Annotated in this window: 15 protein-coding genes; 5 read left to right on the top strand and 10 right to left on the bottom strand. The window is 63.2% G+C overall.

Annotated features, from left to right (window positions below; all coding sequences use genetic code 11):
• Positions 1 to 136 precede the first annotated feature (136 nt).
• The 5 genes from U2H20_RS07725 to U2H20_RS07705 all read right to left on the bottom strand — a co-directional run bounded on the left by U2H20_RS07725 (position 137) and on the right by U2H20_RS07705 (position 6,145).
• A complete protein-coding gene (locus U2H20_RS07725; RefSeq protein ID WP_430591714.1) occupies positions 137 to 1,321 on the bottom strand; it encodes a M24 family metallopeptidase in 1,185 nt (394 codons plus the stop codon).
• Positions 1,322 to 1,409: 88 nt separating this feature from the next.
• On the bottom strand, positions 1,410 to 2,324 hold the full coding sequence (locus U2H20_RS07720) for an ABC transporter permease (RefSeq protein WP_430591713.1): 915 nt from the start codon (positions 2,322 to 2,324) through the stop codon (positions 1,410 to 1,412).
• Positions 2,321 to 3,220, bottom strand: a complete 900-nt coding sequence (locus U2H20_RS07715) for an ABC transporter permease (RefSeq protein WP_430591712.1) — start codon at positions 3,218 to 3,220, stop codon at positions 2,321 to 2,323. Before U2H20_RS07715 ends, U2H20_RS07720 begins: the two co-directional genes overlap by 4 nt.
• 94 nt (positions 3,221 to 3,314) lie before the next feature.
• A complete protein-coding gene (locus tag U2H20_RS07710) occupies positions 3,315 to 4,937 on the bottom strand; it encodes an ABC transporter substrate-binding protein (RefSeq protein ID WP_430591711.1) in 1,623 nt (540 codons plus the stop codon).
• Positions 4,937 to 6,145: a dipeptidase gene (locus U2H20_RS07705; RefSeq protein WP_430591710.1), complete on the bottom strand. Its 1,209-nt coding sequence runs from the start codon at positions 6,143 to 6,145 to the stop codon at positions 4,937 to 4,939. Before U2H20_RS07705 ends, U2H20_RS07710 begins: the two co-directional genes overlap by 1 nt.
• A gap of 176 nt (positions 6,146 to 6,321) precedes the next feature.
• On the opposite strand from U2H20_RS07705, the gene U2H20_RS07700 reads away from it, so the two are divergent.
• Complete coding sequence (locus U2H20_RS07700; protein WP_430591709.1) at positions 6,322 to 7,329, top strand: ABC transporter ATP-binding protein; 1,008 nt, start codon at positions 6,322 to 6,324, stop codon at positions 7,327 to 7,329.
• Positions 7,313 to 8,440, top strand: coding sequence for an ABC transporter ATP-binding protein (locus tag U2H20_RS07695; protein WP_430591708.1), 1,128 nt, complete (start codon positions 7,313 to 7,315; stop codon positions 8,438 to 8,440). The genes U2H20_RS07700 and U2H20_RS07695 overlap by 17 nt, the downstream gene beginning before the upstream one ends.
• A 95-nt stretch (positions 8,441 to 8,535) precedes the next feature.
• Here the strand turns inward: U2H20_RS07695 and U2H20_RS07690 are convergent, their stop codons facing one another.
• Both U2H20_RS07690 and U2H20_RS07685 read right to left on the bottom strand, forming a co-directional pair.
• Positions 8,536 to 8,904, bottom strand: coding sequence for an FKBP-type peptidyl-prolyl cis-trans isomerase (locus tag U2H20_RS07690; protein ID WP_430591707.1), 369 nt, complete (start codon positions 8,902 to 8,904; stop codon positions 8,536 to 8,538).
• Positions 8,905 to 9,026: 122 nt separating this feature from the next.
• A complete protein-coding gene (locus U2H20_RS07685; RefSeq protein ID WP_430591706.1) occupies positions 9,027 to 9,509 on the bottom strand; it encodes a hypothetical protein in 483 nt (160 codons plus the stop codon).
• Positions 9,510 to 9,749: 240 nt separating this feature from the next.
• On the opposite strand from U2H20_RS07685, the gene U2H20_RS07680 reads away from it, so the two are divergent.
• Together U2H20_RS07680 and U2H20_RS07675 are read left to right on the top strand one after the other, a co-directional pair.
• Positions 9,750 to 9,899, top strand: a complete 150-nt coding sequence (locus tag U2H20_RS07680; protein WP_430591705.1) for a hypothetical protein — start codon at positions 9,750 to 9,752, stop codon at positions 9,897 to 9,899.
• 106 nt (positions 9,900 to 10,005) lie between these two features.
• Positions 10,006 to 10,260 (top strand): hypothetical protein, encoded by a 255-nt coding sequence (locus tag U2H20_RS07675; RefSeq protein ID WP_430591704.1) that lies wholly within the window; start codon positions 10,006 to 10,008, stop codon positions 10,258 to 10,260.
• 71 nt (positions 10,261 to 10,331) lie between these two features.
• Here U2H20_RS07675 and U2H20_RS07670 read toward each other — a convergent pair whose 3' ends face one another.
• Positions 10,332 to 11,009: a GNAT family N-acetyltransferase gene (locus U2H20_RS07670; RefSeq protein ID WP_430591703.1), complete on the bottom strand. Its 678-nt coding sequence runs from the start codon at positions 11,007 to 11,009 to the stop codon at positions 10,332 to 10,334.
• Between the two features lie 95 nt (positions 11,010 to 11,104).
• On the opposite strand from U2H20_RS07670, the gene U2H20_RS07665 reads away from it, so the two are divergent.
• Entirely contained in the window at positions 11,105 to 11,884 is a 780-nt protein-coding gene (locus U2H20_RS07665) for a sulfite exporter TauE/SafE family protein (RefSeq protein ID WP_430593613.1), read from the top strand.
• 24 nt (positions 11,885 to 11,908) lie between these two features.
• Here U2H20_RS07665 and U2H20_RS07660 read toward each other — a convergent pair whose 3' ends face one another.
• A complete protein-coding gene (locus U2H20_RS07660; protein ID WP_430591702.1) occupies positions 11,909 to 13,165 on the bottom strand; it encodes an MFS transporter in 1,257 nt (418 codons plus the stop codon).
• Between the two features lie 2 nt (positions 13,166 to 13,167).
• Positions 13,168 to 13,587: a MarR family winged helix-turn-helix transcriptional regulator gene (locus tag U2H20_RS07655; protein WP_430591701.1), complete on the bottom strand. Its 420-nt coding sequence runs from the start codon at positions 13,585 to 13,587 to the stop codon at positions 13,168 to 13,170.
• Positions 13,588 to 13,645 lie beyond the last annotated feature (58 nt).

Below are 13,645 nucleotides of genomic sequence, written 5' to 3'. Positions count from 1 at the left end.
GAGTGCAGTGGTCAGGAGGGTCAGCGGTGAGTGAGGTCAGCGTTGACCGAGGTCAGTGAGGTCGGCGGCAACCGCGGATCGTGTCGCGAGTTGACCGCTCCTGCTTCTGCATCGATCGTCGCAGACTGTCGGAGCGTCACGACAATGCAATCGTGCACGATTCGAGATCGCGCGGGTAGGAAGTCAAGGACTCGGCTCCATCGGCGGTCACGAGCATGCTGTCGCTGATGCGATACCCGGCATGCCCGGGAACGTAGATTCCGGGCTCGTTCGACACGATCATCCCGGACTCGAGCACCGTGCTGTCGCCGTCTTCGAGCCAAGGTGGTTCGTGCATTCCGAGCCCGATCCCGTGCCCCTGCCGGTGGCGGATGTACTCGGCCAGGCCGGCCTCTCGGATGACGTCGAGGCAGATCGCGTTGACCTCGCGGCATTCTCGGCCCGCTGCGATCGCGCGACCACCGACCTCCTGCGCGAGCCGGATCGTCTCGTGATACCGGCGCTGGTCGTCGCTCGGGGTGCCGAGCACGAACGTACGCTCACCTTCGACGAAGCGGCCGCCGACAGCGCAGCCGAGCGAGAGCATGAACGTGTCGCCGGGCTGCAAGCGGTATTCGGAGGGGAGCCCGTGCGGGTAGGAGGAGTTCGCTCCCGAGTAGACGAGGCCGCCCGCCAGCAGTGAGGCGACCACGACATTCTCGTGTTCGGCGTACATGATGCCGGTACCGGTCGAGGTGACATGCGCGGTCAGTTCCGCTTCGCTCGGCAATTGGCCGCCCTGCGCGATCGACTCGCGCACGAGGCTGACGCCGGCTTCGAGCATCCGGTCGGTGACGCGTGCCGCTTCTCGGTGGAGTTCGATCTCCTCCGGGAACTTCACGTACCGCGCCTTGGTGACGAGCTCGGTGGCGGTGAACTGGGCGAGAGGGAGTGCGGTTCTGGCTGCGTGGAGTCGCTCGTAGGTCATCATCGTCGTGAATCCGACTCGAGGGGAACCGCCGCCGAGTCGTTCAGCGAGGACCGAGAACGGCGCACGAACCCCGGGGAACTCGGGGAACGAGACGAGCTCGGCTCGAGCGTTCTGCGATTGGGCGTATTCGCGCTCCAGCTCGGGCACCAGCATGATTCGCTCACCGTGCTTGTCGATCCAGAGCGCGATCGGGCGTTCGGAGGGGTGATAGAAGAAGCCCGTCAGATAGGCGATGTCCTCCGGGTGGTCGGTCAGGATCGCATCGAACCCCGATGCGTTCATGAGCGAGACCACTCGGGACGCTGCCGCATCGAAGAACCCGGCATTGAGTCGTTGTGAGAACACAGTCATTCGGAGGCCTTTCTCTCGGTCTGGTTTCTGGGCTCGGTCTGGCGTTGTAGCTCGGTCTGGCGTTCAGCTCGCTCGGGCGATCGTCTGCCTAACGCTGGCGATTCCGAGGGTTCCGCGCATCGTTGTATGCGATGGAGAGCAGCGTCGCCGAGAGCACGAGGATCAGGATCGCGATCGACGGGAAGAGCGTGAGCCACCAGGCGCTCGACATCGCGCCCGCCTGCTGCGCTTCGAACAGGATCCGGCCCCACGACCACGTGGTCGGGTCACCGAGTCCGAGGAACGCGAGCCCCGCAGCGGAGAGCACCGCGCGTGATGCTGTGACGACGACCGAGACCACGATCACCGGGGTGACGGCGGGCAGGATATGCCGCGTGATGTGCCAGACGGGGGAGGTCGTCATGAGGCGCGAAGCGTCGACGTAGGGCAGATTCACGACCGTGAGCGCTTGCGAGCGCACGAGTCGTGTGACCTCCGGCCAGGAGAACGCCGCGACCACGAGAATGATGGTCGTTGTGCTCGGGCCGACGAGGGCTGCAACGAGGATCATCAGCGGCAGGACCGGAAGTGAGAGCGTCATGTCGACGATGACACTGATGAACCCGTCGATCGGCTTGAAGTAGGCCGCCAACACCGCGATGATCGTGCCGAATACGATCGCGATCGCCGATGCGGCGAACGCGACGATCATGCTCTGCTGCGTGCCCCAGATCACTTCGCCGTACACGTCGCGACCGAGGGGGTCGGTGCCGAACCAGTACTGGCTGCTCGGCGGCACGAGGACGTCGCTGCCGTAGCTTTCGGGGTAGGGGGCGAGCAGTGGCGCTGCGAACGAGATCGCGACGAGCATGAGCAGCAGCCCCGCCGAGATCATTCCGAGCGGATCGCGACGGAAGGCACGCCAAGTGTGGACGCTCGTGCGTTCGCTCTCGGTCGCGACTGGTTCAGAAGAGGTCGCCGCGATCGCTTCGGCGCCGGGCATGGGGGTGACGTTTGCACTCATGATGTCTTCACTCTTGGGTCGAGGTAGCCGTACACGATGTCGGTCACTGTGTTCGCGAGCACAACGGTGATCGCAAGCATCAGGAAGGCGCCCTGCAGCACCGGGAAGTCGAGTTGGGTGACGGCTTCGAAGATGCCGCGCCCGATCCCGGGGTAGGCGAAGACGGTCTCGGTGAGCACGGCGCCGCCGACCAGGAATCCGAGTTGCAAGCCGATGAGGGTCGTCGTGGGGAGCAGCGCGTTCCGAAGCGCGTGCTTCCAGAGGATCCGGCGATACGGGAGCCCGTTCGCCTTCGCGAGCAGAACGTAATCTTCGCCGAGCGCTTCGATCAGCGTCGATCGCATCGTCAGCACGTAGGAGCCGACCTGGATCAGCATGAGCGAAATCGCCGGGAGCACGAGGTGCTTTGCGACACTGAGATACCACTCGCCGCCGTATGCGCCGCTGTCGTAGGCTCCGCCGATCGGGAAGAGGCGGAGGTTCAGTCCGAAGACGAACAGCAGGAGGATCGCGACGCTCGGGACGAAGAGCGACTGGCCCGTGACGCCGACGATCTGGATGGTGCGGTCAAGGAACTTGCCCTTGAAGGACGCAGCCGCAACACCGAGCGGGATGCCGACGATGATCGTCAGCAGCAGCGCGCTCATGGTGAGCAGGAGGGTCCATGGCAGTCGTTGCAGGAGAGAATCCAGCACAGGAATTGATTGGGTAAATGAGATCCCAAGGTTCCCCTGCAACAACTGCCACATGTAGAGCCCGTATTGCACAATGAGGGGCTTGTCCAACCCGTACTGTTCGAGGATGGACGCCCGAATCTCTTCGGTCATGTTCGGACTTGCGAGTGCAAGCGCCGGGTCACCCGGCAGGATGCGCAGCAGCAGAAAGGTCACAGTCACGGCGAACAGGATTGTGAGCAATCCACGGCCTAGACGCCGCAAGATAAACGATGATCGAGACACTCGGACGATCCTCCTCAAACAGTTGGGTCAGTTACTCGACGGGCGTTGCGCTCGCGAGCGAGAGGGGGTTCACGATCGACAGCAGCTCACTGGGTTTCGAGATGAAGCCGGTCCACTCGTCGCTGACTGCGAAGAAGAGGTTCTGCGTGTACATGATGTTGTCGTAAACCTGTTCGTGCACGATCTTGTTTGCCTCGCGCATGATTTCGATCTTCTGTTCCTCGTCGAAGGTCACCATTCCCTCTTCGATGAGAGCGTTGAGCTCTGGGTCATCGACGTGGGTGTAGTTGATGGCGCCGCCGGGGAGGTAGGAGAGGGCGAAGTTCGTGACCGGGTCGTCCATGATCGCGAAGTTGCCGGCGTAGATGTCGTAATCGCCTTCTTGGGTTTTCGCCAAGTAGGTGTTGCGCTCCGTGCCCTGCAGCTCGATCGTGATGCCGGCCTGTGCCGCGCTGTCCTTCACCATGGTTGCCCACTGAGCGGTGACGCTGTCCTGCAGCGAGTAGATCAGTCGGAACGAGATCGGGAACTTGCCGTCGGCTCCTGCGACGTAGCCCGCTTCCTCCATGAGGGAGCGTGAGAGTTCAGGATCGAAGGCGTATTCGGTGACGGTTTCGTCGTAGTAGTTCGCGAGCACTGGCATGAGTGCGCTCGAACCGGTCGAGACGGCCTGTCCCTGCAGCACGACCGTGCGGATCGCTTCGTAGTCGACCGCGTGGGCGAGTGCCTGGCGGACGAGGACGTTGGCGAGGTCGGGCTGGTCCATGTTGTAGACGAGGTGCGCGTAGCCGAGGCCAGCTGCCTCGATCACTTCGATGCCGTCCGTGGAGCGCAGCTGTTCGACCTGAGCGGGTGGCAGCGCGTTCGCGATCACGTCGATCTCGCCGCTCTGCAGCGCGAGAATTTCGGTGTTCACATCGGGGTAGACGCGGAAGACGACCTTCGCTGCAGCAGGGGTGCCGCTTTCGATGAGCGGGTAGTCCTCGACACGTTCGAGCGTGTAGTGCTGCCCGACCTGGAAGTCGCTCATGATGAACGGCCCCATGCCGACCCAGCCGCCATCGCTGCCGTCGTTTGCGAACGTCGCGATCGAGCCCTGCGGTTCGAAGATGTGCTGCGGAACGACAACGCCCCAGAAACCGATCTCGTCGATGATCGAGGAGTCGGGCTGCGTGAGGGTCAGTTCGACCCGGGTGTCCGAGACTGCCTCGGCGACATCGAGGTTGCCGAGTTGTCCGAAGAAGGTACCGGGTGCTTCGTCTGCCTTCACCGCGTTGAGCGTGTAGGCGACGTCCTCCGCGGTCAGCGGTTCGCCGTCGCTCCAGGTGAGATCGTCGCGGATCTCGTAGTAGCCGGTTGTCTCGTCAACGTACCCCCAGTCGGTGGCGACGTGCGCTTCCTTCGAGCCGTCGTCGCTGATGCTGAGCAGGTGCGGGTACATAAGGTTCGTGACCCACGAGTCGGTGCGGCTGTTGCCGAGCACCGGGTTGAAGTTGACGACATCGGTGGTGGTGCCGATGCTGAGCGTCGCATCGGTCGTGGTGCCGCCGCCAGAAGCGCCGCCACCACCCTCCGGTGCTGATGGTGCGCACGCCGAGAGGCCCGCGACTAAGACCGCCGCGGTGACCGCAGCGAGTACTGGTTTCCGTTTCACTAGACCCAAACCTCCTCGAGAACGCGCATGGTGTTGCCACCGACGACGGCGCGAATTTCGTCGTCGGAGTAGTTGTGCTTGACCAGCCAGCCGATGATGTTGTGGAACGCCTCTGCGGGGTTCTCGATGCCATCGACGTAAGGCTGCTTCTCGTAATCGACGTTGGCGTGCGCCTGGCCGAGCGAGAGGTTGGAGGAGAACGCGTCGTGCAGTCCGACGTGGTCACCGAAGAGCGTGTCTGGGCCGAAGCTGACGTGTTCGAGTCCGACGAGATCGACGCAGTACTGGAAGTGATCCATGACCGACTCGAGCGAGTGCTTCGGGTGCTGGGGGGAGATGGTCGTGTGCGGCGCCGCTTCGATGCCGATCACGCCACCGCGCTTCGCGCATTCGATGATCGTCTCGTCAGTCTTCATGCGGTTGGTCGGCCACAGCCCGCGAGCACCTGCGTGCGTGATGAAGACGGGCACCTTCGAGTGCTTGATCGTGTCGAGACACGTCTGGTCACCCGAGTGCGAGATGTCGATCGCGATGCCGAGCTTGTTCATACGTTCGACCGCGCGCTCGCCGAAGTAGGTGAGGCCACCGTCGCCGCGCTCCTTCAAGCCGCCGCCCAGCATGTTCGCTTCGGAGTAGGCGATACCCATCTGGCGAACGCCGAAGCCGTAGAGCACGTCGAGCCGGTCGACCTCGTTCTCGATCATCGTTGAGGCTTCGAGCGCAAAGATGTGAGCGACGCGGCCGGTCTCGGCGGCGTACTTGATGTCCTTGATCGATTCGGCCTTGATGACGAAGTCCTGGTGCGCGATGTCCGCCATGCGAACGCCGAGGTCGAACAGGACGTCCTGGTACTTCCATCCTGCGTCGCTGGAGATGCAGCAGGTTCCGTCCATGCCGTTGTCGAACACGGCGGTCATGCCCGAGCGAGCAAGACCCTGGTAACCGGTTGGTTCGCGGCCCTGACGGATGTGGTCGCGGAGCTCGCCCATGTCTTCGGGGAATACCTGGACGTGTTCGTGCAGTGAGATCACGGTCTCTTCGCGAAGGAGTCGCGTGGTGCGTTCCTGCTGCTCGTCGCTGAGGTCGAGACCGGTGTATTCGGGGACCCGGTTGATCTGCTTCGCGTACTCGAAGTGGCGGTAGTCCTTGCCTGCCTCGAGGTAGTCGTAGGCGGTGTACCCGGTGTACTGAGGGGAGGGTTCGAGCATTGGGGTGCTCCTTCACGATTGCTGAACTATTGGTCCACGCTCTGTGCGTTCCACAGAGTGCTGATGAATCGAATCTCGACGAAACCGGCGCAAAAGTCAACCAAAATGAGAAAAGTCGGCAAAGATGTTGCATGTTGGAAACATTTCGTGTGAACTTTGGTTGCATGATGGGGTCTATGGAAAACGCGAATCGGAATCACGAGCCGCTCGTCCTCGAAGTTGAGAACCTGCAGGTCACACTCGGCAGTGGACAGCGCACAGTGCCGGCGGTGCGACGAGTCGACCTCACCGTGCACCGCGGCGAGTTCGTCGCCCTCCTCGGCGAGTCCGGATCAGGCAAGTCGGTGACGGCTCGCGCGATCATGGGCCTCATCGACTCGGGCACGGTTTCGGCCGACGTCATGAAGCTCGGCGACGTCGATCTGCTGCGCGCCACAGAGGAAGAGCGCCGGCTGCTGCGCGGCTCGAAGATGGGACTCGTGCTGCAGGACGCCCTCTCGGCACTGAACCCGGTCCTCTCCATCGGCGACCAGATCTGCGACCTGATCCGCGCACACCGCAAAGTCACCAAGAAAGCGGCCATCGCTCGCGCGGTCGAGTTGCTCTCGCTCGTCGGGATCCCCTCTCCGGAGCGCCGGGTCCACGAATACCCGCACCAGTTCTCTGGAGGAATGCGACAGCGAATCCTCATCGCCATGGCAATCGCACTCGAACCAGACCTGCTCATCGCCGACGAGCCGACGACCGCGCTCGACGTCACCGTGCAGGCGCAGATTCTCGACCTCCTGAGTTCACTGCGCGACAAACTCGGTATGGGTGTGCTGCTGATCACCCACGACCTCGGCGTCGTGATGGAGGTCGCAGACCGACTCGCCGTCATGTACTCCGGTCGCATCGTCGAAGGTGGCGACGCCGACGTGATCCTCACGAATCCGGCGCACCCCTACACCGAGGCGCTGCTGCGATCGGTGCCGCAGGCGGCGGCGAAAGGCTCCGAACTGTTCGCGATCCCCGGCTCGCCGCCGAGCCCCGCGCAGGCACCGGTCGGGTGTTCGTTCAACCCGCGATGCCACATGGCGATCGAGCAGTGCAGACAAGAGCGACCGCCACTCGAATTGACCGAAGGCAAGCGCGTCGTCGCGTGCTTCCGAAGTGAGGAGATGCTCCATGCACTGGGGAAATAAGCCAGAGTTGTCGACCGCCCACGAGCGCGAGCGGTCGGGCACGCAGGCACTCGCGGCCGAGCAGAGTGACGGTGGCGTCGCGCTCGCGAAACCGAACGTGATCCTGCAGACCACCGGACTCGAGCGAACCTTCAGTAGCGGCGGTCTTCGCCCGACAAAGGTTTCTGCCGTGGCCGGTGTCGACCTGCAACTGCACAAGGGCGAGGTGCTCGGCGTCGTCGGTGAATCCGGCTGTGGCAAGTCGACGCTCGCTCGCATGCTCGTCGGCCTCGAAAAACCGGATGCCGGAACGCTCGAATATCACGGTGCCGATGTCACCAAGGGGCGGTATCAGGACAAAAAACTGCTGCGCCGAGGCGTGCAGATGATCTTCCAGGACCCGTACACCTCGCTGAACCCGCGCATGACGGTCGGCGACATCGTTGCCGAGCCGATGGCGGCAGCGGGGAAGGGCACCGCAGCGAGTAGGCGAGCTCGCGTCGCTGAGCTCATGGAACTCGTCGGTCTCTCGCAAGAGATGATGAGCCGTTTTCCGCACCAGTTCTCCGGTGGTCAGCGTCAGCGCATCGGTATTGCTCGCGCGCTCGTGCTCGACCCCGACGTGCTCGTGTGCGACGAGCCGGTCTCCGCGCTCGACGTCTCGGTGCAGGCCCAGGTCATCAACCTGCTCCGCGATATCCAGTCGCGGCTCGGAGTCTCGATTCTGTTCATCGCGCACGACCTCTCTGTCGTCCGCCACATCGCTGATCGCGTCGCAGTCATGTACCTCGGCAAGGTTGTCGAGGTTGGCGAGACCGAGGCGATCTACAACAATCCGACGCATCCGTACACGCAGGCACTGCTCTCTGCGGTGCCGCCGAGCGCGCGTTCGGAGCGCGGGAAGCTTGCGAAGCGGCAGGTGCTGGCGGGCGAACCGCCCTCACCCGTGAACCCTCCGAGCGGATGCCGATTCAACCCGCGATGCCAGTTCGCGACCGACAAGTGCACCACGGATGTCCCAGCGCTTCGCCACCCGGAATTGCCCCTGCAGGTGATCGGCGAGCGCCTCGTTGCGTGCCACTACTCGGAGGAAATCTTCGAGGGGATCGCGACCGCGCGCGCCGCTTCGTAGTTGCCGGGTCAGCCGCGCGACACCGAGAACAACAAAGAAGGGGCGGAACACGAGATCGTGTTCCGCCCCTTCTGCGATTGTCGCGTTGCCGCGGGTTAGCGAACCGCGAGCAGGTCGATGACGAAGATCAGGGTCTTGCCCGAGAGCTGGTGTCCGCCACCGGCTGGACCGTAGGCGAGGTGCGGCGGGATGGTCAGTTCGCGGCGACCACCAACGCGCATGCCCGGGATTCCCTCTTGCCATCCGGCGATGAGACCGCGAAGTGGGAACTCGATCGACTGACCACGGTTCCAAGACGCATCGAACTCGGCGCCGGAATCGAACTCGACACCGAGGTAGTGCACGTTGACCGTTGCGCCTGCAACAGCTTCATCGCCGTCGCCAACCGTGATGTCACGGATGACGAGTTCTGCGGGAGCTTCGCCCTCTGGGGCGTCAATTTCTGGACGTGTAAGTTCACTCATGGTTCTATCCAAGCGCATCGACACCGGGTGCGAAACCGGTGTTCGCTCGCCGCGACTTCGCAGCTTCCGCAACGAAGCCGAGGGCTACGGTGCTGAGCAATCGGAATGCGTTGCGGCGCGAGCTAGTCGTCGATTGATTCTGGCGTGGTGACCGTGCAGGTGACGCCTTCGCCTTCGGCACCCGTCTGCTCTTCGATGAGGCGTTCCCCGTCGAGGAGGACCGCGCAGCGCAGCGTGACGCCCGGTACCCCCGCGGCACTCACACTGACTTCTTCACCGACTTTGCCGATCGTTTCGAACTGTGCGGGGAACTCGGACCCCTGCACCGTTTCGCCCGTGCTCGACTGGCTGTCGAGTCCTGTATCGCGGTCGAGATACTGCACTGCGCTGCTCCAGGCTCCTGCAGCGCCAGAAGTGTCGACCGCTTCGATCTCGTAGGTGACTGCCCAGCCAGGTCCGAATGCGGTGCAACCACTGAGGGTCAGAGCGGCAACGGCAGCAACTCCGCAGGCAGCCAACAGAGGCCGCGTTCGAGCGCTTGGCGTTCGAGTGCTTGGCGTTCGAGTCTTCGGTGTCGCGCTCTGAGTATTGAGAAATTTGCTCATCGTAGGCCTCCTGAGTGGTGATTTCGAGGTCGAGAAGTGGGAATGTCTTTCGACCGTATACGCGGGCTTTTGCGAGCGGGGCGGATGTCATCCGACGGGTTCACGTCTCACGAGTGATGTCATTCGAAGGTCTGACATCTCGACGCTCAGGCTCGGATGCAATACTTGGAGCAAGCTTTTTCACGACCGCGCATGGAACCTGAGCGCATTATCGCGGCACGTGCACCACGAGAGGGAACCATGAACGAGAAGACCTGGACCATGGCAGCGGCGATCTTCGGCGCAGTCGTTATCGTCAGCACCCTCGCGATGCTCGTGCTGGTGGTCGCAACGATCGTGACCGGTCAGTCGCCCGTCGACTTCACCGGCGGACACGAGACCGTTCACTAAATCTCGGCGAAGGTCGATGGCTCGTCTGCGATCCGATCGTGACGATTCGGTGAAGGTCTCGCCCGCGCTCTAGCGCAGTGCTGCGATCTCTGCTCAGATCAAGTGCATGCAGCAACGAAGCCTTCTTGCGCCAGCACTCTGCTTCAGCGTGGTCGCATTGCTCGGCGTCCTCGCGCTCTACTCCCTCTCCACAATGAGCATGGCGACATTCGCGATCGCCATGGTGATGCTCGTCATCGTCCTCACGCTCGGACTCTTCCTCTTGTGGGATGTGCGCAAAACGAACGATCGTGTGCGGGCAACCGCGGCTGATTCCGATGGCAACTGCCGTGTATGCGGGCGGGCTTTCAACGCTTCGTGACTGGGCGAACCTCGCTGCTCAATGCTTGAACCTCGCTCGGCGGAGTATCGGTGGCAGGCTCGGCGCCAGATCTACACGCTCTCCTGAACCGCCGCGAGGACTGGCTCGAGGCCATGCATCTCCACGGGTGCATCGCCGAGGTGCCTGGACGAGCGAATCTCCGCCCATCGCGCTGCGCTCAGGCGGAATCGGTTGAGGGTTCGCACGCGACCATCGTGCACGACTCGTTGGATCCCGTCGTCCTCATACCCGGCGCGACGCGAGACCGCGTTCGATGCCGGATTGTCGGTGAAAGCGGTCGAGGTCACAAACTCAGCGCCGAGCCCGTCGAAGCACAGGTGCAGTATCAGTGAACGCATCCGGTGCCCGAAGCCTCTGCCCTGGAACTCGCGGCCGAGCCAAGAACCTGTCTCGGTTTCCCGGAGCCGCGCCCAATGGCTACTCGAAATGCCCTGGATGCCCACGGGATGCCCGTCGACGATCACCGCGAGTTCGAGGACGAAGCGTTCGGGGCCGACTTTCGAGCGGGCAGCCCATTGAAAATCCATGACACTGCGCGCGACCTCGCCCGGGGTGCCGCGGGTCCACGGGAACTCGAAGGGCATCGCGTCGTCATCGTGGATGCCGCGGGTGGCCAGCTCGGCCAGTTCGCGCAGCAGCTCGTCGTCGATCCAGCGCAGCTCCATATCGCCGTGTGCGATTCGCACACCCGAGGCGGGCCAGAGGGCGTCACGAGCTGAAGGCTGCATCGTTTCATCGTAAAAGATGCCAAGCGCAACGCGTGCGCCTGCTCTTTTGCGCGACCGACATCGCGGATTCCAATTGGGGGCAGAATAGTTTGGTGATGACTCAGCAGGAACGGCGCCCCTACATTCGTTTCATTCTCATCGGAATGGCAGCCGGTTTCTTGTCCGGCATGTTCGGAATCGGCGGTGGAATCCTCATCGTTCCCGCGCTCCTCTGGGCAACCTCACTCAGCCGTAAGCAAGCCTCGGGCACCTCGCTTGCCGCGATCGTTCCCGTCGCGGCTGTCGGTGTCGTCAGCTATGCCATCGCCGGCGCTGTCGATCTGCTCGTCGCCGCGATTCTGGCCGCGGGCGCCATTGTCGGTGCGCAGATCGGGACATGGCTGCTCGAACGCCTCTCGAACACCGTGATCCGCTGGGCCTTCATCGTCTTCCTCATCGTGATGGTCGTGCAACTGTTCTTGACCGTCCCAGATCGCGACTCCGACCTGACGATGTCGTTCATCACGGGCGCCGGTCTCGTCGCGCTCGGGGTGTTGACCGGAGTTCTCTCCGGGCTCCTGGGCGTCGGCGGCGGCATCGTCGTCGTGCCGATCCTCATCGTCGTCTTCGGCGCGAGTGACCTCGTCGCCAAGGGAACATCGCTGCTGATGATGATCCCGACCGCAGTCTCGGGCACCATCGCGAACGCGCGACGCAAGAACGTCGACCTCGTTGCAGCGGTCATCATCGGTGTCGCCGCCTGCGCAATCACACCGCTCGGAGCGCTACTCGCGGTCAATCTCGACCCTGAAGTCGCCAACTACCTGCTGGCCGCGCTCATCATCGTGATCGCGATCCGCATGATCATCGAGGCGATCACAAGCCGCAAGAAGTAGCCGTGCGCTGCAGTGCGGCGCGAATCAGCGCAACATGATGGGCTCGGTCGGCGGATGCGTGATGGTCGCATCGCGCACCGCCTGCTCGACTTTGCGAACCTTCAGGATCCAGACCGCACCGATGATGAACGCGAGCAGTGTCGCGAACGAGGCGACACCGATTGCGTAGCGTGGGCCGAAGAGGTCGGCGATATAGCCGAGCAGTGGCGCACCGATCGGGATCCCGCCGAGGAAGACCGCCGAGTACAGCGCCATGACCCGGCCGCGCATCTCTGGCGCGGTCGTGAGCTGCACGGTCGAGTTCGCGTTCGTCATGAAGAGCTGCGCCGTGAATCCGGCGACGATGAGCGTCACGGAGAACACCCAGATGTTGGGCGAGAGCGCGGCCGCGAGGCAGGCGAGACTGAATGCGCCCATCCCGCCGATGATGAGTCGGTAGCGCGGCCGGTCGGCGCGGGCAGCCAAAAGGGCTCCGCTCACTGAGCCGATCGCCATCGAGGACGAGAGCACGCCGAAGATATCGGCGTCGAGCCCGTACTCGATGCGGGTCATGGTGGAGATGAAGATGGGGAAGTTCAGTCCGAAGGTGCCGAGCAGGAACGCCATCGAGAGCATGATCACGATGTCGGTGCGGTTCTTCACGTACCTCATGCCTTGCACGATCCCGCCGCTGCCGCGCGCGACCTTCGGGGTCGGGATCAGTTCCGACTTCCGGAGGCGCAGGATCGCGACGATGATCGAGACGAAGGTGAGCGCGTTCACCAAGAACACAGGGCCTGTTCCGATCAGCGCAATCGCGAGCCCTGCAACGGCCGGGCCGATGAGGCGGGCGCCGTGGAACGAGGCGGAGTTCAGCGCAACGGCGTTCGAGATCTCGCTCTTGTCGACGAGCTCCGAGACGAAGGCCTGACGAGCTGGGTTGTCGAACGCGATTGCGACACCGAAGGCGAGCGCGAAGCACTGCACCATCCAGAGTTCGACGAGGCCGAGGGTCGTGATGATGCCGAGGGTGAGGGCGAATGCGCCGAGACAGCTTTGAGTGACGAGCAGAATGTGCCGTCGGTCGAAGCGGTCGGCGAGGACACCGGAGATCGGGACGAGCAGCAGCTGCGGGCCGAACTGCAGCGCCATGTTGATGCCGACCGCAGTTGCGTCGTTGTCAGTGAGCTGCGTGAGGACGAGCCAGGAGAGCGCGGTGCCCTGCATCCAGGCGCCCACGTTGGAGACGAGCGCACCGAAGAACCAGGTGCGGTAGTTGAAGATTCTGAGTGATCTGAACACCGTTACTCCGCCAGCCTCTGCAAGAGAGGGATGGCGGCGCTGAGGGTGGAACGCTCAGCGGGCGTGAGCGCGTCGAGCTGTTCTGCCAGCCACAGGTTCCGCTGCCGCTTGGTCTGCTCGATCATGAGGTCGCCGGATTCGGTGATCTCGAGCATCAGCTTCCTGCCGTCGCTTGCATGCGGGGTTCGCGCAACATAGCCGTGTTCGACCAGGGAGTTCACGGTCCGGTTCATCGAGGGCGCGGTCACCTGTTCCTGCTCGGCGAGTTCGCTGAGCGTGCACACGCCGATCATGCGCATCGAGCCGAGCGCGCTGTAGTGCGGAAATGAGAGCGTCGTGTCGGCGCGAGACTGACGGATTCGCCGCGAGAGGCGGGCGACCGCGACGCGCAGCTCGTCAGAGAGCGAGAGTGATCTGGGCATCTCTTTAGCATAACTCATTAGCAATGCAAATAAGTTTACGCGATGCGCTCGAACTGCG

Source organism: Humidisolicoccus flavus (assembly GCF_045689595.1).
In the GTDB taxonomy this organism is placed as follows: Bacteria; Actinomycetota; Actinomycetes; order Actinomycetales; family Microbacteriaceae; genus Humidisolicoccus; species Humidisolicoccus flavus.
This window is presented reverse-complemented; position numbering and strand designations above follow the sequence as displayed.